The 21,333-nt window shown below is 72.4% G+C and carries 9 protein-coding genes; 2 read left to right on the top strand and 7 right to left on the bottom strand.

Translation table 11 applies throughout. The annotated features are described in order from the left end of the window. Positions 1 to 2: 2 nt before the first annotated feature. From ACIBI9_RS32400 to ACIBI9_RS32425, 6 genes are all read right to left on the bottom strand, one after another. Positions 3 to 1,691, bottom strand: coding sequence for an ABC transporter transmembrane domain-containing protein (locus tag ACIBI9_RS32400; RefSeq protein ID WP_397227497.1), 1,689 nt, complete (start codon positions 1,689 to 1,691; stop codon positions 3 to 5). Beyond that, entirely contained in the window at positions 1,678 to 12,648 is a 10,971-nt protein-coding gene (locus ACIBI9_RS32405) for an amino acid adenylation domain-containing protein (protein ID WP_397227499.1), read from the bottom strand. The genes ACIBI9_RS32400 and ACIBI9_RS32405 overlap by 14 nt, the downstream gene beginning before the upstream one ends. 7 nt (positions 12,649 to 12,655) lie before the next feature. Then, positions 12,656 to 14,452 (bottom strand): ABC transporter ATP-binding protein, encoded by a 1,797-nt coding sequence (locus ACIBI9_RS32410; RefSeq protein ID WP_397227501.1) that lies wholly within the window; start codon positions 14,450 to 14,452, stop codon positions 12,656 to 12,658. A 46-nt stretch (positions 14,453 to 14,498) separates the two neighbouring features. After that, positions 14,499 to 15,527: an iron-siderophore ABC transporter substrate-binding protein gene (locus tag ACIBI9_RS32415; RefSeq protein WP_397227503.1), complete on the bottom strand. Its 1,029-nt coding sequence runs from the start codon at positions 15,525 to 15,527 to the stop codon at positions 14,499 to 14,501. Positions 15,528 to 15,626: 99 nt separating this feature from the next. Continuing rightward, positions 15,627 to 16,691 (bottom strand): FecCD family ABC transporter permease, encoded by a 1,065-nt coding sequence (locus ACIBI9_RS32420; protein WP_397227505.1) that lies wholly within the window; start codon positions 16,689 to 16,691, stop codon positions 15,627 to 15,629. Beyond that, complete coding sequence (locus ACIBI9_RS32425) at positions 16,688 to 17,743, bottom strand: FecCD family ABC transporter permease (protein ID WP_397227507.1); 1,056 nt, start codon at positions 17,741 to 17,743, stop codon at positions 16,688 to 16,690. The genes ACIBI9_RS32420 and ACIBI9_RS32425 overlap by 4 nt, the downstream gene beginning before the upstream one ends. A gap of 94 nt (positions 17,744 to 17,837) precedes the next feature. Here ACIBI9_RS32425 and ACIBI9_RS32430 point away from each other — a divergent pair, with 94 nt between their 5' ends. Beyond that, entirely contained in the window at positions 17,838 to 18,914 is a 1,077-nt protein-coding gene (locus tag ACIBI9_RS32430; RefSeq protein ID WP_397227509.1) for an alpha/beta hydrolase-fold protein, read from the top strand. 44 nt (positions 18,915 to 18,958) lie between these two features. Here the strand turns inward: ACIBI9_RS32430 and ACIBI9_RS32435 are convergent, their stop codons facing one another. Then, a complete protein-coding gene (locus ACIBI9_RS32435) occupies positions 18,959 to 20,257 on the bottom strand; it encodes a lysine N(6)-hydroxylase/L-ornithine N(5)-oxygenase family protein (protein ID WP_397227511.1) in 1,299 nt (432 codons plus the stop codon). A 127-nt stretch (positions 20,258 to 20,384) separates the two neighbouring features. Between ACIBI9_RS32435 and ACIBI9_RS32440 the strand changes: the two genes are divergently transcribed. Further along, a complete protein-coding gene (locus ACIBI9_RS32440; protein WP_397227513.1) occupies positions 20,385 to 21,329 on the top strand; it encodes a methionyl-tRNA formyltransferase in 945 nt (314 codons plus the stop codon). The last annotated feature ends 4 nt before the right edge of the window (positions 21,330 to 21,333 follow it).

Raw genomic sequence — 21,333 nt, forward strand, 5'->3', positions numbered from 1 at the left:
GTTCACCGGGCCACGGCCAGGCGGTAGTTCTCGTCGGTGGTGAGCAGGTTGCGATGGGTGTCCTCCGCCGTGATGACGCCGTCGTCCAGGACGAGGACCCGGTCGGCGGCGTCCAGGAGGGCCGGGCTGCTGGTGATCACGATGGTGGTGCGGCCCCGGCGCAGCTCGGCGACGTTGCGCGCGATGAGCTGTTCGGTGACCGCGTCGACGGCCGTCGTCGGGTCGCGCAGGACGAGGATGTCGGCATCGGCGGCGAGGGCGCGGGCCAGGGACAGCCGCTGGCGCTGCCCGCCGGAGAGGTTGGCGCCGCGGTCGCGGACGCCGTAGTCGAGCCCTTCGGGGTGCAGGGCGACGACGTCGATCAGCATGGACGCCTCGACGGCCTCGGGGACCAGGCGGCCGGTGCCCGCCGGGTCGATGTTCGTGCGGAGGGTGCCCGCGAAGATCTCCCCGTCGTACGGGTTCACCAGCATGCGCTCGCGGACCGCCTCGACCGAAAGGTCCTCCATGTCGCGCCCGCTGACCCGCACCACGCCCTCGTACGCGCCGGGCGGGACGTTCACCGCCAGGATCGACGCGAGATCGGCCGCCGCTCGCGGCCGGTAGGCGGCGATCGCCACGAACTCGCCGGCGGACACGTGGAACTTCAGCTCGCGCAGCGACCCGAACCGGACGCCGTCGACCTCCAGGTCTCCGCCCGCGGACGGGTGCTCCGCCCCCGGGGTCATCACCGCGGGCGCGGCCAGGACCAGCGCCATCCGCTCGGCCGACGCGCGCGCGATCATCACGTACTTCGGCATCTCCGAGAACAGCTTGAGCGGTTCCATGATGAACTGCGCCAGCCCCACGGCCATGACGAGCTGCCCGATGGTGATCCGGCCGTCGAACGCCAGCCATCCGGCCGTCAGGGTCACAGCGGTGGCGAGGACCGCGTTGAGCGTCTGCGCGGCGCCCGCGTACGCGCCGTTCACCTTGGCGACGGTGACCGCCTGGCTCCTCGCCTCCGTGCTGACCCTCCGGTAGGACAGGAACGCCGCGTGGGTGCCGCCGAAGCCGTGCAGCGGGCGCAGGCCGGTGATCAGGTCGGCGACCTTCGCGCCCGCCCGCGCCACCCGGGCCTGCTGTTCGCGGGTACTGGCGCCGATCCGCTTGGACAGCACGCTCAGGATCGACAGGATCGCGACGGTTCCCACGATCACCAGGACGCCGAGCCACACGTTGGCCGTGCCCAGCGCGACCGCCGTGACCAGCACCGCGACCAGCGAGCTGACCAGCAGCGGCACCACCTCGATGATGTCGGCGGTCTGGTCGGCGTCCTCTGTGGCGATGGTCAGGACCTCGCCGGACCTGAGGTCGACGTCCCTGGCCACCGGTTGGAGCCCGCAGGCGGCGACCCGCACCCGCCAGCGGTGCGCCTCGGTCGTGTTGGCCTTCTGCAGGATGCGCATCCCGAACCGCCACGACAGCGACACGGTCGTGATGATCACGGCCAGCGCGGCGATCGACACCGCGAGCGAGCCGAGGCTGCGCTCCCGCATCGTGTGCTCGACGATCAGGCCGAGCGCGATGGGGAAGGCGGTCTCGCCGGCCTGGTACATGCCCATGAGGACGGTGCCCCAGGCCATGGCGCCCGCGTTGCGGCGCAGTGCGGTCCGGAGGATGCCGGACCCCGTACGGTCAGGAGTTGTCATCGAGGTGCCGGGCAATCGCTTCGGGGGTCCGCAGGGTGAACAGGTCACGAATGGTGATCACGGGACCGTACTCGCGGCGGAGCAGCCCGATCAGCCGCACCGCCAGCATGGAGTGCCCGCCGAGGGACACGAAGTCGCTCACCGCGCTCACCTCGTCGTCGTCCAGGTCCAGCGCCTCGGCGAAGAACCCGCACACCACGGTCTCCGTCTCGGTCACCGGGCCACGCTCGCCCGCCGTGGTCAGCGCGCCCAGCGGCCTGGCCTCCGGCAGCGCCCTGGCGTCGGCCTTCCCGTTCACGGTCAGCGGGATGGCATCGACCTGGGCGTAATGCGTGGGGCGCAGGAAGTCCGGCAGCCCGGCGCCCACCTCCGCGGCGACGGTCGCGAGGTCGGAGTCGCCCAGCACGAGGTAGGCGGCCAGCCGGTACGCGCCGTCGACCTGCGGGTCCGGCTGGGCGACGGCGGCGGCGAACCGCACCGCCGGGTGCGCCTCGAACGCGGCCTCGACCTCGCCCGGCTCGACCCGGTGCCCCCGGATCTTGACCTGCTGGTCGGTGCGGCCCAGGTACATCAGGTTCCCGTCGGGCCGCCGCACCACGAGGTCCCCGGTGCGGTACATGCGCTCGCCGGGTTCGCCGAACGGGCACGCGACGAACCGGTGCGCGGTCTGGGCGGGCTGCCCGAGGTAGCCGCGCGCGATGCCGATGCCCGACACGTACAGCTCGCCTGGCACGCCGTCCGGTACGGGCCGCAGCCACGGGTCCAGCACGTACACGTCGGTGTTGTCGATCGCCACGCCCACCACCGGGTCCTGGCACTCGAAGGTGCCGACGCCGAGGGTGTTGATGGTGTACTCGGTGGGGCCGTACAGGTTGTAGCCGACCGTCCCCTCGGTCTCGGCCAGCCGACGCCACAGCGCCGGGGTGACCGCCTCGCCGCCCAGCAGCACCAGCGCGGGCCGCCGCGCGGGGTCGTCGAGCAGCCCCTCGGCCACCAGCTGCTGCGCGTAGGTGGGGGTGACGTTGATGACGTCGATCCCGTGCTCCAGGCAGTACTGGACCAGGCGGGGCGCGTCGCGCCGCAGCTCCTCGTCGCAGATGTGCACCTCGTGGCCGTCGGCGAGCCACAGGAGCTCCTCCCACGACATGTCAAAGGCGAACGACACGGTGTGCGCGATCCGGAAGACCCGGTGCGCGTGCTGCGCCAGCACCGGTTCGAAGATCCGGCGCTGGTGGTTGATCAGCATGTTGGTGAGGCCGGCGTACTCGGTCACCACGCCCTTGGGCTTCCCGGTCGACCCGGAGGTGTAGATGGTGTACGCCGGGTGCCGCAGGCGGTCCGGGTCGTCCGGCGCGAACGTCGTGAACGGCTCGGCCTCGGGCAGGGGGCGGTCCAGCTCGATCAGGTCGCCGGTCAGCCGGGGAGAGACTGCGCTCACGGTGAGGATCACGTCCGGGCGGGCGTCCGCGACGATCGCGGCGATCCGCTCGTCCGGGTGATCGAGCTCCAGCGGCACGTACGCGGCCCCGACGCGCAGCACGGCGAACAGTGCCACGATCGAGTCGAGAGAACGCGGGATCGCCAGCCCCACGGTCGTCTCGGGGCCGATCCCGCGCCGGGCGAGCACCCCCGCCACCGCCCGGCTGCGGTCCCTGAGCTGGGCGAACGTCATGGTCCTGCCGTGGGCGACGAGCGCGACCCGCTGCGGGCTGCCGTCCGCCGCCTGGTCGAATCTGTCGACCACGGTGTCCGTGCCGACCTCCGTCCGTACGGCGGGCCCGGGCTCCGGCCCCAGGCCCCGCAGCGCGCCCACCGGGCCGGTCGAGCGGGCCAGATCCCCGAGCACGCGCACGTAGTCGTCCAGGAGAGCGCGGGCGCGCTCCGCGTCGTCGTCGCGATGCTCCAGCTTGATCGTGAGCCGGTCGCCGGGCGTGACGACCCAGGTGAACGGGTAGTGCGTGGAGTCCTCGGCGCGCACCTCGGTGATGCCGTGCCTGGCGTTCATCGTGGCGAGCGCGTCCAGGTCCAGGAAGTTCTGGAGCACGAACAGGTTGTCGAACAGCGTGTCGTGCCCGCTGGCCCGCTGGATCTCACCGAGCCCCAGGTGCTCGTGCTCCATCGCCGCGACCCTGGCCGCCTGCACGGCGGACAGGTACTCCCCGACCGTGTCGTCCGGCCGGGCCCGCGTCCACATGGGCACGGTGTTGAGCAGCACGCCGACGATGTCGGACAGGCCCTCGCCCTCCCGGCCGGAGACGGTCACGCCGAACACCGCGTCGCTCCGGCCCGTGTGCGCGCCCAGCAGCAGGCCGAACGCGCCGGTCAGCACCGAGTTCAGCGTGACACCGTGGGCCCTGGCCGCTTCGCGCAGCAGGTCCGACTGCTCGGCCGACAGCGTGCGCACGAGGGCGCGCGGCAGCTCGTCCGGCAGCGACGGCGAGGGTCCGGCGAGCAGCGTCGGGCCCGGGAGGCCGGTCAGGTGCTCCGCCCAGAAGCGTTCCGACGCGGCGAGGTCCCTGGCGGCGAGCGCCCGGGCGTAGTCCTCGAAGCTCGGCGTGGCGGGGGCCGGGTCCAGCGGCTCTCCCGCGACGATCGACTGATAGGCGTCGAACAGGTCCCGCAGCACGATCTCGCGTGACCAGCCGTCCCACAGCAGCAGGTGGTAGCTCAGCAGCAGGCCGTCGCGGTCGCCGGGCAGGCGTATCACGGTCAGCCGGATCAGCGGCGGCTCGCCCGGGTCGAAGCCCGTGTCGCGGTCACGGGCGCGCAGGGCCTCGACCGCCGAGTCCGTTTCAGTGTCCGTTTCCGTGTCCGTCGAGAGCGTGACCGTGCGGACGTCGACCCGCCGGCCCGCCGCGAGGACCTGGACCGCGTCACCACCGGCGTCGGTGGTGAAACCGGCGCCCACGACCGGGTGCCGCGCGATCACGTACGCCATCGCCTCGGCCAGGGCGCCGGTGTCCAGACGCCGGTCGAACGTGAAGTAGTTCTGGGCGACGTAGTGCCCGGCCGGGCCCGCCAGCTGCGCCTGGAAGAACAGGCCCCGCTGGAGCGGGGTGACCGGCGCCGTCCACTCGGCCGTCGCGGCGGCGTCCGCGATCCGCTCCAGGGCGTGCCGCCAGTGCTCGGTGAGCTCGTCGGGGACGCCGTCGGCGAGGGTGAAGGCCGCGCGCAGGCTTCCGGTGGCCGCGTCGATCCAGGCGTTGACCTCGACCGCGTACGGGCTCCCCGGGTCTCCGCCGGTGATGTGGAGCGCCTGGGACTCGCTGCCCCGGCCGAGGTAGTTGAACAGCACCTGCGGGCGCGCGTTCAACAGCGGTGCCGTCTGCGGGTTGAGGTACCGGAGCCGGCCGTAGGCGACGTGCCCCCGCTCGTCCGGCTGGCGTTCCGCGACCTCGCGCGCCGCCGCGACGGGGTCGGTGTGCGCGGTGAGCCGTACGGGCGCGATGGAGGTGAACCAGCCGACCGTGCGGGTGTAGTCGTGGTGTTCGAGCGCGGGGACCCGGCCATGCCGCTCCAGCTCGATCGCGAGATCGGTGGGCGAGGGCTGGACGTACGTCAGCGCGGTCCGCAGCGCGCCGCACAGCAGCTCGGTGACACCGACGCCGAGCGTGGCGGGCGCGGTACGGGTCACGCGGGCGGTCACCTCGGGCGCGATCTCGACCACGGTCTCGCGCAGCCCCTCGACCACGGGCAGCAGCGGGGGCGCTTCGAGCGTGGTCACCCAGTGGCCGAGGTCGTCGATCACCTGGGCGGACCCCGTTGCCAGCGCGTCGGCGTACTCGGCGTACGACGTGGTCGGCGGTGACAGGGCCGCCCCGCGCATGGCGGCGGCCAGGTCGTCCAGCAGGACCAGCCAGGACACCGAGTCGACGGCCAGGTGGTGCACGGTGACCACCAGGGTCCGGCTCGCCGCCAGCCACGAGAACGCGATCATCTCCCCGGACCCGGGATCGAGCCGTCCGGCGGCCTCGTTCGCGACGGCCGTCGCGTCGGTCGCGTCGGTCCGGGCGACGGTGACCTCGCGGGCGGGTTCGGTGCGCAGGGCCCACACGCCGTGCTCGACGCGCAGCCGCAGCCGCAGTGCCGGGTGCGCGGCCACGACGGCGTTCGCGGCGCGCTCAGCGTCGGCGAACCCGGTTCCCTCGGGCGCCACCAGCGTCCTGGCCTGGGCGAACCGGGCGAGAGAGCCGCCCAGCTCCCGCTGGCGCAGGATGATCGGCGTCGGCGTCAGCGGGCCGTCCTCGGGGCCCGCGGGCATGGACCGCGTGGTCTGAGGCGTTCCCAGGTGTCCGGCGAGTGCGCGCGGCGTCCTGAGCAGGAACACATCCCGTGGAGTGATGTGCAGGCCGAGCGCCCTGGCCCGGTTGACCACGGTGATGACGACGATGCTGTCGCCTCCGGCTCTGAAGAAGTCGGTGTCGCCGTCCACCTCGCAGCCGGGCAGCGCGTCGGCGAAGATGCCGACCAGCGCGGCGAGCTCGGAATCGCCCGCGGGCACCGGCGGGTCGTCCCGCTCGGCGTGCTCGCTGTCGTCCTGCGCGGCGTGTTCGCTCAGGGCCTTGCGGTCCAGCTTGCCGTTGACCGTCAGCGGCAGGGCGTCGACCAGTAGCACCCGGCGGGGCACCATGTGGGCGGGCAGCTTCGCCGACAGCAGGCCGGCGACGTCGCCAGGCACCCGGCCCACGACATGCGCGACCAGGTGGTCGCCGCTGCCGGCCCCAGCGACGGCCCCAGCGACGGCCCCAGCGACGGCCCCAGCGACGGCCACGGTGACGGCCGCGTCGACCACGCCGTCGAGGTCCCTGATCGCGGACTCCACCTCGCCGAGCTCGATGCGGAACCCCTTGAGCTGCACCTGGTCGTCGGCGCGGCCGGCGAACTCCAGCTCGCCGTCGAGCGTGCGGCGGGCGAGGTCGCCCGTGTGGTACATCCGGGAGCCGTCGCCCGCGAACGGGTCGGCCACGAACCGGCTCGCGGTGAGCCCCGGCCTGCCCAGGTAACCGAGCGACACCTGGTCGCCCGCGACGTAGATGGCGCCCACCCGGCCCGGCGGCACCGGCCGGAGCCGGTCGTCGAGCAGGTAGGTGACCAGGCCGGGGATCGGGCCGCCGATCGGACTGGCGTCAGGGCTGGCGTCGGGGCCGACGGCGAAGTCCTCGTCGGTCAGCACCCGGTGGGTGACGTGGACGGTGGTCTCGGTGATGCCGTACATGTTGACCAGCTCGGGCGAGCGCGTGCCGTGCCGCTCGACCCAGCCGCGCAGCCGCCCGAGGTCCAGCGCCTCGCCGCCGAAGATGATCCGGCGCAGCGCGGCGACCGGCTCGCCGGCGTGCCGGTCGGCCTCCATGAACTGGTAGAACGCCGACGGGGTCTGGTTGAGCACGGTCACTCCGCGCTCGCGGACCAGCCGGTGGAAGTCGACCGGGGAGCGGGTCAGCCCGTACTCGGGCACCAGCAGCTCGCCGCCGTGCGCCAGCGCGCCCCACAGCTCCCACACCGCGAAGTCGAAGGAGTAGGAGTGGAACTGCACCCACACGTCGTCGGGGCCGAAGTCCATGTCGGGCCGGGTGTTCGCGAGCAGCGACACCACGCTGGAGTGCGGGACGACGACGCCCTTGGGCCTGCCGGTCGATCCGGAGGTGTAGATCACGTACGCCGGGTCGTGCCAGCTCACCTCGGGCGCGGTGGTGTCCACCGGCAGCTCGTCCCCCTGGACGAGCACGCGGGCCGGCACGCCCGCCCTGGCCGCCAGCTCCGTGAAGCGGTCCCGCTGGTCCCGGTCCACGAGCACGACCTGCGGGGCGGCGTCGGCGAGGATGTACTCCAGCCGTTCGTCCGGGTACGCCAGATCCAGCGGCACGTACGCCCCGCCCGCGCTGACGATCCCGACCAGGGCGACGACCTGCTCGACGGAGCGCGGCACGGCGACGGCGACCCGCTTGCCCGGCTCGACCCCGGCCGCGCGCAGCGCCGAGGCCAGCTCGTTCTTCGCCCGCGCCAGCTCGCCGTAGGTCAGCGACCGGGTGCCGCCGTCGAGACCGCACTGGGTGACGGCGGTGGCGGCCGGGTCGCGCTCCGCGGCGGCGTCGAACAGCTCGCCCAGGGTCACCGGGGTGACCCGTGCGGGGTGCCCGGCGCCGTCCGGCACCAGGTCGTCCAGCCGGGTGAGCAGGCCGGTCAGCCCCCGGGTGAACGCGCGCAGGATCGCCCGGGCGCGCGTCTCCCGCAGCAGCTCGCTGTCGTAGATCAGGTTGAAGCGCGGACGGCCGTCGCGTGCGCGCTCCACCACCAGCGTCAACGGGTAGTGCGGGGCGCCCTCGTTCACGATGCCGGCGATGGCGAACTCGTCGCCGGGCCTGCGCAGACCGTCCACGTCGGTCGCGACGTCGAACACCACCAGCGTGTCGAACAGGGGACCGCCGCCGGCCTGGCGGCCGATCCTGGTCAGGGAGACATGCTGGTGCGGCAGCACCGCGCTCTGGTGGTCACGCACCGAGGCGAGCAGCTCGCGCGCCGTGGTGGCGCCGTCCCATCGGACGCGTACGGGGATCGTGTTGATGAGCAGGCCCACCATGTCCTTGATGCCCGGCACGTCCGCGTCACGCCCGGACACCGTCGAGCCGAACACCACGTCCTGGCCGGGCAGGACGCCGCCCAGCGTCACCGCCCACGCGCTGTGCACGGCGACGCTCAGCGGCACACCCGCCGACCGGGCGGCCGCGTCGATGTCGTCGTCCGGCTCCACGGTGGTCTCGGCGAACCGGCCGGACGGGGTGTGCCCCTCGGCGACCAGCGAAGGGCCGGGCAGACCGGCGAGCTGATCGCGCCACACCCGGTCGCTCTCGCCGTCGTCGCGCGCGGCCAGCGAGCGCACGTAGTCGGCGAAGCCGCCCTGCGAGTACGCGGTCCACGGCGCGTGATACTCGGCCAGCAGCGCGCGCAGCATCGGGGGCACCGACCAGCCGTCGGCGATGATGTGGTGCACGGTCTGCACCAGGACGTTCCCTCCGGAACCCGTGCGGATGAGGGTGAATCGCATCAGCGGGCCGGTGGCCAGGTCGAACCCGGCGCGGCGGTCCCGTTCGGCGTGGTCGCTGATCTCGTCCTCGGTGATGCCGGGGCGCTCCAGCGTGGTGAACGGCGCCTCCACCCCGCTCTCCAGCACCGAGACCACGCGGCCGTCGGCGAGGGCCACGAAGCGCGCGGCCAGGTTCGGGAACAGCTCGAAGAGCCGGGTGGCCGCCGCCGCGAGCCGGCCGGCGTCCACGTCGCCGTCCAGCGTCATGATCTGCTGCTCGACGTAGCTGCCCGCCGAGTCGTCGTCGAAGACGGAGTGGAAGTACAGGCCCTCCTGCAACGGGGTCAGCGGCAGGATGTCCCGCAGCGCCGGGCCGTCCAGGGCGTCGACGTCGGCCTGCGTGAGAGACACCGCGGCGAAGTCGCTGGGGGAGTGGCCGCCCTGGTCGAGCGCGGCGAGCCCGGCCAGGGCCGCCCGGAAGTACTCGCCGATCGTCGCGATGTCCTCCTCGGCGAACACCCCGTCCGGCCAGGAGATGGTGGTGAGCAGCTCGTACTCGCCGCTCGCGCCGGGCTCGGCGATCGCGTTGAACTCCAGGGCGCGCGGCAGCCCCATCCCCGGGTCGCGCTTCTCGCCCAGCTGCCCCGTGGCGCCCGCGAGCCGCCAGTCGCCGGACGCGCCCGCGTCGTAGCGGCCCAGGTAGTTGAACAGCACCTGCGGGGCGGGCGCGTCGAACCCGGCGCCGGTCAGGTAGCGCAGGGCGCCGTAGGACACGCCGTTGCTCGGCACCCGGGCGAGGTCCTCCTTGACCGCCTTGAGCGCCGCGGACAGGTAGTCGGGCGCGGTGAAGTCGGCCGTCGCGCCGGGGTCCACGGTCACCGGGAACAGCGTGGTGAACCAGCCCACGGTCCGTGACAGGTCCGGCTCGTAGCCGGCGGCGTCCGCCACGAACCGTCCCTCGCGGCCGTGGCCCTCGAGTTCGATGTGCGCGAACGTCTGGTCCTGCCCGAGGTCGCGGCGCCACCGGGCGAGGGCGACGGCGAGCGCGGTCAGCAGCACGTCGTTGACGCCCGCGTGGAACCTCGCCGGGATCTCGCCCAGCAGCGCGGCGGTGACCTCGGGGCCGACCGCGACGACCTGAGCCCTCTCGCGCGCGACGGTGTCGGACGCGGACAGCGGACGCCTGCCCAGCGGTCCGTCCGACCCCGGCAGGGGCCGCTGGAAGTAGTCGCGGTCCGCGTCGAAGGCCGCGCGCTCCAGCAGCTGCGTCCAGCGCCGGAACGACGTGCCCACCGGGGGCAGCTCGATCGGCGTGCCCGAGGTGAGCTGCCGCCAGGCCGTGGCCAGGTCCTCCATCAGGATCCGCCACGACACGCCGTCGATCACCACGTGATGGGCGACCAGGACGAGTTGCCGTGCCGCGCGCCGCCAGACGGCACGGAGCATCACGCCGTTGTCCGGGTCCAGCCCGCCGGTGGCGAGCTCGACGCACTCGTCGAGCGGCCGGTCGCTCTCCTGCCACTCCACGACGGCCCGGTCCGCCACCGGGATGTCGAAGCCCCATCGGTCGCCGCGCACCAGCTTGGCACGCAGCATGTCGTGCCGCCTGACCAGGGCCGCGAGCAGCTCGCCGAGGGAGTCGGCGGTCAGGTGGGCCGGGGTGTTCAGCACCACCGACTGCACGAAGCCGTCGATCGCGTCCGTGCGCTCGCCGAGCCACTGCACGATGGGCACCCCCGCGACGGGGCCGGTCGCGACGTCCCCACGATCCACGGTGGAGACGTCGTCGCGGGTGGCCGCCGCCGCCAGCGCTCCCACGTTGCGGCAGGCGAAGATCTGCGTCGCCGTGACGTGGAGGCCCGCGTCGCGCAGCGCGCTCAGCAGCGAGATCGCCAGGATGCTGTCCCCGCCGAGCCGGAAGAAGTTCTGGTCGACACCGACCTCGTCCAGCCGCAACACCGACGCGACCGCCGCGCACACCAGGCGCTCGTTCTCGGTGGCCGGCGGGACGATCGCGCCCGTCTCGATCGCCGGCTCCGGCAGCGCGCCCCGGTCCAGCTTGCCGTTGGCGGTGAGCGGGAACTCCTTCATCACGACGACGTGCGCGGGCACCATGTACTCGACCATGTGCTCGGCGGCCCACGCCTTGACCTCGTCCGCCCGCAGGTCGCCGCTCCCGGCCGCCGGGATCACGTACCCCACCAGGTAGGTGCCGCCCGCCGCGTTCTTCTTCGCGACGACGCAGGTGTGCCGCACGCGGGGGTGCTCCGCGAGGCCGACCTCGACGTCCTCGATCTCCAGCCGCATGCCGCGGATCTTGATCTGGTTGTCGGCCCGGCCGAGGAAGTCCAGCGACCCGTCCGGGGCGAACCGCGCGAGGTCGCCGGTCCGGTACAGCCGGGACCCGTCGCCGGCGAAAGGGTTCGCCACGAACCGGGACGCCGTCAGGGCGGGCGCGTTGACGTACCCGCGGCCCAGGAGGAAGCCGCCCACGTACAGCTCGCCACCGACGCCGACCGGGACCGGGCGCAGCTCCTCGTCCAGCACGTACAGCTCGGTGTTGGGGTTGGCCTTGCCGATCGAGGTCGACAGGCGTTCGGCCGCGCCCCGGTAGATGACGTGCGAGACGCCGATCGTCGTCTCGGCCGGGCCGTAGCCGTGGTACATGGGAATGTCGAGCCGGGTGCGGAACCGCTCGTACAGCTCCGGGGTCAGCACCTCGCCGCCGCACCACACGTGCCGCAGGCTGTCCAGCCGCCCGGAGTCGCCCGCGATCTCCAGCAGCACGTCCAGCATGGACGACACCAGGTACGTGAAGGTGACGCGCTGCTCGGCGATCACGCTCAGCAGGTGATGCGGGTCGCGTTCGCCGCCGGGCCGCAGGACTACCAGCCGGCCCCCGCACACCAGCGGCAGGAAGATCTCGTTGATGGAGATGTCGAACGACAGCGGCGCCTTGAACAGCGACGCGTCGTCGTGGCCGAAGCCCAGGATCTCGCGGGACTGCCACAGCAGGCGCTCGCTGATCGCCTCGTGCCGGATCATCGCGCCCTTGGGCCGCCCGGTCGAACCGGACGTGAAGATCACGTACGCCAGGGCGGGACCGGGGACGGCGATCTCGGTGTTCTCCGTGGGACAGCAGCCGAACCGCCAGTCGTCGAGGTCGACGGCCAGGGCCTCCGGTTCGCCCGCGTCGTGCTCGCCGGAGTCGTTGAGCTGCGCCACGACCCCGGCGTCCTCGATGACGACCGCCCGGCGCGCGGCGGGCCACTGCGGGTCGAGCGGCACGAACGCGCCTCCCGCCTGGAGCACGCCCAGCAGGCCGATCACCATCTCGGCGGAGCGGCCCAGCGAGATGCCGACGATCTGCTCGGCGGTGAGCCCGCGGTCGATCAGGTGGTGGGCCAGCTGGTTGGACAGCTCGGCCGCCTCGCGGTAGGTCAGCGACCGGCGCTCGTCGACGATGGCGACGGCGTCCGGCCTGGTCCTGGCCTGCTCGCGGAACATCTCCACGATGGTCGGGCGGACCCGGTCGACGTCGTTGTCGTTCCACCCGGCCAGGGTCGCGAGCCGCGCCGCCACGCTGGAAGGGCCGATGGTGCCGATGGGCCGATCCGGGAAGTCGGCCAGGTCGTCCAGCGCGAGCTGCGCGTCGGCCGGCGCGACGCCCTCGGGGACGGTGATGCTCCGGCCGTCCGCGCCGACCTCCCAGCCGGCGACCCCGTCCCCGCCGTTGTCGGCCCATCCGAGGACGTCGGCGAACAGGGTGCCGGAGGTGAGATCGAGACTGTCGGGGCTCTGGCCGCTCGCCCAGTAGGCCAGCCCGATGGCGCACGCCTTGGTGATGGTTCGGTCGGAATAGTCGCCGGTCCGCCGGCGCACATCGGCCAGCCGCGCGGCAGAGAGCAGTGCGAGACGAGTGCTCGGTTCCGTCATCGAAGACTCAGCCGTCCCTTTCGAAGGATGAAGGTTCTTGCCACGCGCGCCACAGCCGCGCGTACCTGCCGCCCAGAGCCACCAGCTCCTCGTGGGTGCCCTGCTCCACGACGCGTCCCGCGTCCAGCACGGCGATGCGGTCGGCCGCCATCGCCTGGGTCAGCCGGTGCGCCACGAACAGCGTGGTGCGGCCCAGGCACGCGGCGGCCACGGCCCGCTCCAGCTCGGCGGCGCCCTGGCTGCCCGCCTCCGCGGTCGACTCGTCCAGCACCACCACCGGAGATCGGCCCAGTACGAGCCGGGCCAGGGCGATCTGGGCGACCTTGGTGCCGTCGAGCCGCTCACCGCCCTCGCCGACCACGGTGTCCAGCCCGTCGGGCAGCGCCGCGACCCACGTGTCGGCGCCGACCCTGCGCAACGCGTCCATCAGCTCGGCCTCGGTCGCCTCCGGCGCGGCCAGCCGCAGGTCGTCGGCGAGCGGACCGGAGAACACGTGCGTCTCCTGCGTCAGGATGCTCACCAGGGCCCGCGCGCCGGCCTCGTCCAGCCCGGCGAGGTCGGTCGATCCGATACGCATCGACCCGGCCTGCGGGGTCCCGATGCCCGCGATCAGCGCCGCCAGGGTCGACTTGCCCGCGCCCGTCGCCCCCACCAGCGCGAGCGAACCGCCCGCCGGGATCACCAGATCGACGTCCCGCAGGACCGGCCGCTCGGAGCCGGGATAGCTGAACGTCAGCCCCTCGACCACCACGGGGTACGGCCCGGTGTCCGCCGCCACCCGGCCCACCAGCCTCTCCTCCGTGGCCTCGCCCAGCACTCCGACGAGCCGGGTCAGGCTCGCGCCCGACTTCTGCGCCTCGTCGAAGGTGAACAGGATGGCGCCCAGCGGGTTGAACAGCCGGTGGAACAGCAGCGGCGCCACCGACGCCTCGCCCAAGGTGACGGCGCCGGCCTCCAGCAGGACGTAGCCCACCACGAGGATCAGCACCAGCCCGATGAACTCGGCGCGGTTCTCCCTGCCGACGAACCGGCCGAAGAACCGGAACACCTCGACGCCGAGCTCGCGCACCCGCCACGACTCGCGGGTGACCTGCTCGCGGAAGGCCTCCTCCAGGCGGTAGGCCCGGACGGTGTCGATCCCGTTCAGGCCGCTGATCAGCGCCTGCGCGCGATCGGCCTGCGCCTCCCGCTGCTTCTGGTAGAGCGGCGCGGACCGGGGGAGATACCAGCGCAGGGCCAGCGCGTACGCGGGCAGCGCGCCGGCGCCCGCCAGGCCGAGCCGCCAGTCCAGCCCGAACATGCCGGCCGTGGCGATGACGACCAGCACCCCCGACGAGAACACCGTGGGGACCGCCGTCCGGATGCCCTTGGACACCACCGCCACGTCGTCACCGACCCTGGACAGCACGTCGCCCCGGCCGACCTGCTCGATCCGCGCGCTCGGCATGCCCAGCACCGCCCGGACGGCGCCTTCCCGCAGCCGCGCGAGCAGGTCCGCGCCGAGCCGCCCGATCAGGTACGTCGAGGCCGTGGTGGCCGCCGAGCCGAGCAGCGCGGCGGTCACCATCAGCACCCCGACCGTGACCAGGATCGAGCGCGGCTCGCCGTCCACCACCCCGTCGACCACCCGGCCGAGCAGGAGCAACGGCAGCACCTGGAGCGCCGCCGCGGCCACCGCGGTGAGCACGGTGGCGCTCGTCAGCCAGGGCACCTCGCGGCAGTACGCCGCGACCCATCGGGTGGCCTCGCGTCCGGTCGCCGTGCGCAGGATGGCCGGGGCGACGCGCGTGTCCGTGGTGCTCACACCTGGACCACGGCAGGCCGGGGACAGGACACGTTCACCGGCATCACTAGACGGCCGACTTGACGAGCTCGTCGATCGCGTACGGCAGGGACAGCAGCGTGCCCTGCGACATGGCCGCGCCGATCGCCGGGCCCTCGCTGTCCAGCAGGTACGACACCTTGCCGCCCTTGACCGCGGGCAGGTTGGCGAACAGCTTGAAGTTCTTCAGCGCCGTCTGGTCCGCCTGGTCGGCGATGACGAAGATGTGGTCGACGTCGATCAGGTCGATGCGCTCGGGGGACAGCACGGTGTAGAAGCTGCCGCCCGCGATCTTGTCGATCTCGGTCGCGCCCTTGAAGCCGATGCCCGACACCAGCCGTCCGCGCACGTCGGTGGTGGTGAACGGCGCGACCGAGTTCTTGTACCAGGACACCGCGACGGCGGTGCGGTCGGCGAACTCCGGGTGCTCCTTGCGGGCGGCGTCGAGCTTGTCCTGGATGCCCTGCACCAGCTTGGCGCCCTCGTCGGCCTTGCCGAGCGCCTTGGCGATGTGCAGCGCGTTGTCCTGCCACGGCGCGCTGAACGGCTCCTTCTCCGTCTTGGTGCGGCCCACCGTCGGAGCGATCTTGGAGAGCCGGTCGTAGGCCGCCTGGTCGATCTCGGAGTAGACCGCGATGATCAGGTCGGGCCGCAGGGCGGCGATCTTCTCGTAGTTGGGGCCGGAGTCCCCGTTGTTCATGATGACCTCGGGGCGGGTGTCGCCCCACTTGTCCTTCACCCAGGGCCACTGGGTGTTGATGTCGGGGGTCTTGCCCGGCGGGTTCGGGTACTGGTCGACCATGCCGACCGGCTTGATGCCGAAGGCCAGGATGGCCTGGTCGTCGGTGTAGCCGACGGACACGACCCGCTGGGGGGCCTTGGTGATCTGCGTGGACCCGAACGCGTGCTCCACGGTCACCGGGAACGCGCCGCCGCCGCCGCTCGTGGCGGCCGCGGTAGTGCTGCTGCTCGGCTTGTCCGCCGAGCCGGAACCGCATCCCGCGATGAGGCCCGCGCCTAATGTCGCAGCGGACAACACCGCTGCGACCCGCCGCAAGGTCTTCGTAACTGTTGTTCGCTGGAGGAGCATTCGGAATCCCTTGCTTTCGTGCAATCCACTGGAACCGTAACACGCGGATATTAGGTTAGCCTAACCTTACTTCTTTAGGTTCGCCCGCACCAGGAGGTACACGAGGAAAGGGCCGCCGATCGCGGCGGTGACCAGGCCGACCGGGAGGCTGACCGGCAGCGCCGTACGCGCCACCAGGTCCGCGCCGAGCAACAGCAGCGCGCCCACCAGCCCGGAGGCCACCAGCGGCGGCGTCGGACACCGCGACAGACGCATCGCCACCTGCGGCGCCACCAGCGCGACGAACGGGACCGGACCCGCCGCGCTCACCGCCACGCCTGCCAGCAGCACCGCGCACAGCAGCAGGACCGCCCGCACCATCGAGTACCGGACGCCCAGGCCCGCCGCGACCTCGTCACCGAAGTGCAGCGGCCTGAGCTGGAACGCCACGCACGACACGACGGCCATGAGGGCGAGCGCGCACCACAGGGCCACCCAGACCTCGCCCCACGACCGGTTGTCCAGCGAGCCGACCAGCCACGCCTGCGCCCGGGCCACGTCCCGGATGTCGGCCGTGACCAGCAGCCAGATCGTGATCGCCTCCATCACGGCGCTCACCGAGATGCCGATGAGGATGAGCCGCAGGCCGTCGATCCCGCGCCGCCACGCCAGGAAGTACACCAGCAGCCCGGTGCCGAGACCGCCCGCGAGCGCCGCCGCGGACAGCCCGACAGAATTGACGATCGCCGTGGCGGCCCCGCCCGACACCGTCACCAGGAACACCGCGACCGCGCTCGCGCCCCCGGTGATCCCCAGCACGTCCGGGCTGGCCAGCGGGTTGCGCGCGATGGACTGCGTGATCGCCCCGGAGACCCCCAGCGCGACCCCCACGACGAGTCCGGCCAGGGCGCGCGGCATGCGCAGATCCATGATGACGAACTCGTCGACCCGCTCGCCCTGGCCGAAGAGCGTGGCGATCACCTGGGACAGGCCGATGGGGAAGTCCCCGGTGCCGATGGACAGGCAGAACACCAGAAAGGCCGCCGCCGCCAGCAGCAGCGTGACCAGCACCATCCAGGGCCGCCACACGAACGACGCGTGGCCGAGCCGCACCCCCGGCGTCACCGGCCGCTTCACCGCTGTCTCGTTCATACCGTCTTGAACTTTCCGCGCCAGACCAGCGCCGCGAAGAACGGGGCGCCGACGATGGCGACGACGACGCCCACCTGCAACTCGCCCGGCCGGGTCACCACGCGCCCCACGATGTCGCAGACCAGCAGGACGACGGCGCCGAGCAGACCCGCGCACGGCACCAGCCAGCGATAGTCCGGCCCGGTGAGATACCGGGCCACGTGGGCCACCATGAGCCCGAGGAACGCGATGGGGCCGCACGCCGCCGTCGTCGCGCCCGCCAGCAGGGTGATGGCGACGATGCCGACGGTGCGGGTCCGCGTGATGTTCACGCCCAGCCCGCGCGCGACGTCGTCACCCAGGTTGAGCAGGTTGATGGCGGGCAGCGTGGTGAGCGCCAGCAGCAATCCGGCCACGATGAACGCGACCACCGGCCAGATGACGTCGAATCCGACACCGGCCACGGTGCCCGCGTTCCAGAACCGCAGGGCGTTCAGCGACGCCTGGTCCGACAACGCGACCGCCGTGGTCATCGCCGCCAGGAACACCGCGACCCCCTGCCCGGCCAGCGCGAGCGTCAGCGGGCTGCCCGCCCCCCGGCCGATGCTCGCCAGCCCGAACACGACGGCACCGGCGGCCGCCGCCCCCAGGAAGGCGAACCAGACGTACTGGTACGGATTGGCGAGCCCGAACAGGAGGATCACCGACACCACGGCGAACGAGGCGCCGGAGTTCACCCCCAGCAAGCCCGTGTCGGCGATCGGGTTACGCGTGTACCCCTGGATCAGCGCCCCGCTGACCCCCAGGGCGACGCCCGCCACGATCGCGAGCACGGTCCTGGGCACCCGTACGGTCTGCACGATGAGCGCGATCTCGGTGAGCCGCTGGCCGGAGCCCGGCTCCGGGAACAATCCCTGCCACACCTCCGAGAGACTCAATCCGCGCGCGCCGACGGCCAGCGACACCGCCCCCGCGACCAGGAGAATCACCGCGAGCGCGCCCAAGCCCACCACCCGCCGCCGGTGGGCCCCTGTGGCCTCGGACGTGGGACGTTTCTCCAGAGTCGTAGTCATCGACCTACAATCCACGGGGCCTATCTCGATCATGAAACTTAGGTAAGCATATCCTTAGTTTCTGGCCGACGGTAGGGACGGAGTACGACCGCGCATGGAGAACACCTTCGCCAAGTTCGGGTTGCCCGGTGAACCCGGTTCCGAGGAGTTCTGGGCGGCGGCGGGGGCACCCGCGTCGCTGCCTGCCGGCGACGGCTGGGCGGCCCTGTTCCTGTGGCGTGGGTCCCCGGCGAGTGTCGGCTTCGAGAGCTGGTCGGAGCCGGTGCCGCTGCGCCGGTGGGGCGACACGGACTGCTGGTACGCCGAGGTGGTCATGCCCGCGCGGCTGCGGGTGACGTACCAGTTCGTCACGGATGACGCGGCGTACGCCGACCCGTTCAACCCGGCAGGGGCGGGCGGTGACCGCTCCATCGCCGCGACCCCGGACGCCCCCGCCCAGCCGCACTGGCCGGCGGTCGGCGCCGAAGACGTCCTGCCCCTCCCGCGCACCCGTTTCCGCTGGACCAGTGAACGGCTCGGCGGGCGGCGCACCGTGCGGGTCCACCCGGCGGGCGGCGGCGGACCGGTGGTCCTGCTGCTCGACGGGGACGACTGGCTGTACCTGCACCCGGCCATGACCGCGTTCGACTCGGCCGTCGCCCAGGGCGAGATGCCCGCCGTCACGCTCGTCTTCCTGCCGGCGCAGGCCAGGGAGGCCGAGTTCGCGTGCAGGCCCGAGCTGTGGGAGGCGGTCCGGGACGAACTGCTGCCGCTGGTCGCCGGGAGCGGCGTGCCCGCCGACCTGGACCGGCTGGTGGTCGCCGGGCAGAGCCTCGGTGGGCTGAGCGCGATGTACGCGGCACTGGAGTTCCCGGAGCTGGTGTCGGGCGTCGCCTGCCAGTCGGCGTCCTTCTGGTGGACGCCCGGCGCAGCGGACCTGGCCGACCCCATGGGCGGACCGGTCGGCGGCGCCGTCGCCGCGCGCCTGCGGGAGCGTCCCGACCTGTCCGATCTGCGGGTCGCGTTCGACGTGGGGGAGCACGAGACGCGGATGCTCCCGCACTGCGAGCTGGTCGAGACCCTGGCCGAACGGGCCGGCGCGACCGTGCGGGTGTCGCGGTCGGCCTCGGGCCACGATCGGGCGGGCTGGCGGCACGCCCTGCTCAGGGATGTCGCCTGGGTGCTGCGGTGACGGTCGGCCCGGCCGTCACCACAGCGGACATCAGCGCGGGGACGTCAGCGCGAGAACGCGAAGGTGGTGCGCAGCCGCCCTGCCACCGCGTCGACGATCTCCCCGGCCCGCACGGCGGTGTTCGACAGCAGCGTCGAGGTCAGGCCGTGGGTGTGCTCGGTGGCTCCCTGCACGTAGATGCCGCAGCGCAGGTGGGCGGAGGCGGCGATCCGGTAGTCGCGCTCGATGCGCAGGTCGCCCGAGGGCAGCCGCTCGCAGTGCTCGCCGACGGCGCCCAGCAGGGTCAGCGGGTCGCCGGGCCGGTAGCCGGTGGCGTAGACGAGCACGTCGGCGTCCAGGACGGTCCGTTCCCCGGTGGGCAGGAACTCGACGGTGGCGCGCACGCCCTCGGTGTCCCGGGCGACCTCGACGAGCCGGGAGGCGTTCAGGATGCGCAGCCGCTGCCTGCCCTGCACCTTCTCCTGGTAGTGCCTGCGGTACAGCTCGTCGATGAGGTCGAGGTCGACCACGGAGTAGTTGGTGGAGGCGTGGTAGGCGCGCAGTTTGTCCTTGACCGCCTCGGGCGCGCCGAAGTAGTGGTCGACCGCGACGGAGTCGAAGATCCGGTTGGCGAAGGAGCTGTCGTCGGCGGGAGTGTAGCCGTACTTGGAGAACACCGCGCACACCTCGGCGTCCGGGAAACGGCCGTGCAGGTGGTCGGTCACCTCGGCGGCGCTCTGGCCGGCCCCGACGACCACCAACCGGCGCGGGTCCGTCAGCGAGGGGAGCCTGTCCAGGAGCTCCTCGCTGTGCCAGACGCGTTCGTCGCCGACCATCCCGTCGGGCAGCACCGGAACCAGGCCGACGGCGACGACCAGGTTGCGGGTGCGGCGGGTGCTGAGCTCCCCGTCGCCCTGGCGGACCACCACGTCGAGGTACTCCACCGCGCCGTCCACGGTGACGGGAGTGACCGCGACGACCTCCGAGCCGTACTCGACCTGGTCGGCGAAGGGCGCCGCGGCCCACTCCAGGTAGTCGTGGAACTCCATGCGGGAGGGGAACATCGTCTTGTGGTTGATGAAGTCCAGCATCCGGCCGCGCGCCTTCAGGTAGGACAGAAAGCTGAACTCGCTGGTGGGATTGCGCATGGTGACCAGGTCCTTGAGGAAGGAGACCTGCATCGTGGTGCCTTCGAGGAGCATGCCGCGGTGCCATCCGAACGAGAGTTGCTTCTCCAGGAACACCGCGTCGATTCGCTCGCCGGTGCGGGCCTGCCGCTCGCGCAGCGCGATGGCCAGGGCGAGGTTGGAAGGTCCGAAACCGATGCCGACGAGGTCGTGGACGGGCTGCTCGGCAGTGGGCATGAAAGGCCTTTCGAGAGAGCGGTCCGAGACGGGAGCCATGGGTGGAATCAGCAACCAACTTAGGTTAGGCTCGCCTAATTAGGCGAGCCTAACCTTTATTCCACTCACCTCACAAGGAGAGCTGCCGATGCGGGTCGTGATGTTCGGCTACCAGACCTGGGGGCATCGCACCCTCCAAGCCCTGCTGGACTCCGGGCATGACGTGGTGCTGGCGGTCACTCACCCTCAGAGCGACCACGCCTACGAGAAGATCTGGAGCGACTCGGTGGCCGAGCTGGCCGAGGCCCACGGCGTCCCGGTCGTGCTTCGCAACCGTCCCGACGACGAACTCCTGCTCACCCTCAAGGAAGTCGAGCCTGACCTCATCGTCGCCAACAACTGGCGCACCTGGATACCGCCGGAGATCTTCACCCTGCCCCGGCACGGCATCCTCAACGTGCACGACTCGCTGCTTCCGGCCTACGCCGGCTTCTCCCCGCTCATCTGGGCGCTCGTCAACGGCGAGAAGGAGGTCGGCGTCACCGCCCACATGATGAACGCCGAACTGGACGCCGGGGACATCGTGGTGCAGCGCGCGGTCCCGGTCGGCCCGGCCGACACCGCCACCGACCTGTTCCACCGCACGGTCGACCTCATCGGCCCCATCGTCGCCGAGGCCCTGGACCTCATCGCCTCCGGCCGCACCGACTGGACGCCCCAGGACCGCACCAAGGCCAGCTTCTTCCACAAGCGTTCGATCGAGGACAGCAACATCGACTGGAACTGGCCCGCCGAGGACATCGAACGCCTGGTGCGCGCCCAGTCCGACCCCTACCCCAACGCTTTCACCCACTACAAGGGCGAGCGCGTCCGCATCCTGAAGGCCTCGGTCTCCAAGGGCGTCTACGGCGGCACCCCGGGCCGGGTGTTCATCCGCGAGGGCGACGGCATCGTCATCGTCGCCGGCGCCGAGGCCCGCCGGGGCCGCAGCCACGGCCTGGTGATCGAACGGGTGCGCACCGAGGACGGCACCGACCTGCCGGCCGGCGAGGTGTTCCGGACGATGGGAGGCTACCTCTCCCGCCACCCGTGAGCGA

It is taken from the genome of Nonomuraea sp. NPDC050451 (assembly GCF_044458585.1).

Bases quoted from the DNA above. Each gene is read 5' to 3' on its own strand.
- ACIBI9_RS32400 (WP_397227497.1), bottom strand. From the start codon at position 1,691: ATGACAACTCCTGACCGTACGGGGTCCGGCATCCTCCGGACCGCACTG.
- ACIBI9_RS32405 (WP_397227499.1), bottom strand. From the start codon at position 12,648: ATGACGGAACCGAGCACTCGTCTCGCACTGCTCTCTGCCGCGCGGCTG.
- ACIBI9_RS32420 (WP_397227505.1), bottom strand. From the start codon at position 16,691: ATGAACGAGACAGCGGTGAAGCGGCCGGTGACGCCGGGGGTGCGGCTC.
- ACIBI9_RS32425 (WP_397227507.1), bottom strand. From the start codon at position 17,743: ATGACTACGACTCTGGAGAAACGTCCCACGTCCGAGGCCACAGGGGCC.
- ACIBI9_RS32430 (WP_397227509.1), top strand. From the start codon at position 17,838: ATGGAGAACACCTTCGCCAAGTTCGGGTTGCCCGGTGAACCCGGTTCC.
- ACIBI9_RS32435 (WP_397227511.1), bottom strand. From the start codon at position 20,257: ATGCCCACTGCCGAGCAGCCCGTCCACGACCTCGTCGGCATCGGTTTC.
- ACIBI9_RS32440 (WP_397227513.1), top strand. From the start codon at position 20,385: ATGCGGGTCGTGATGTTCGGCTACCAGACCTGGGGGCATCGCACCCTC.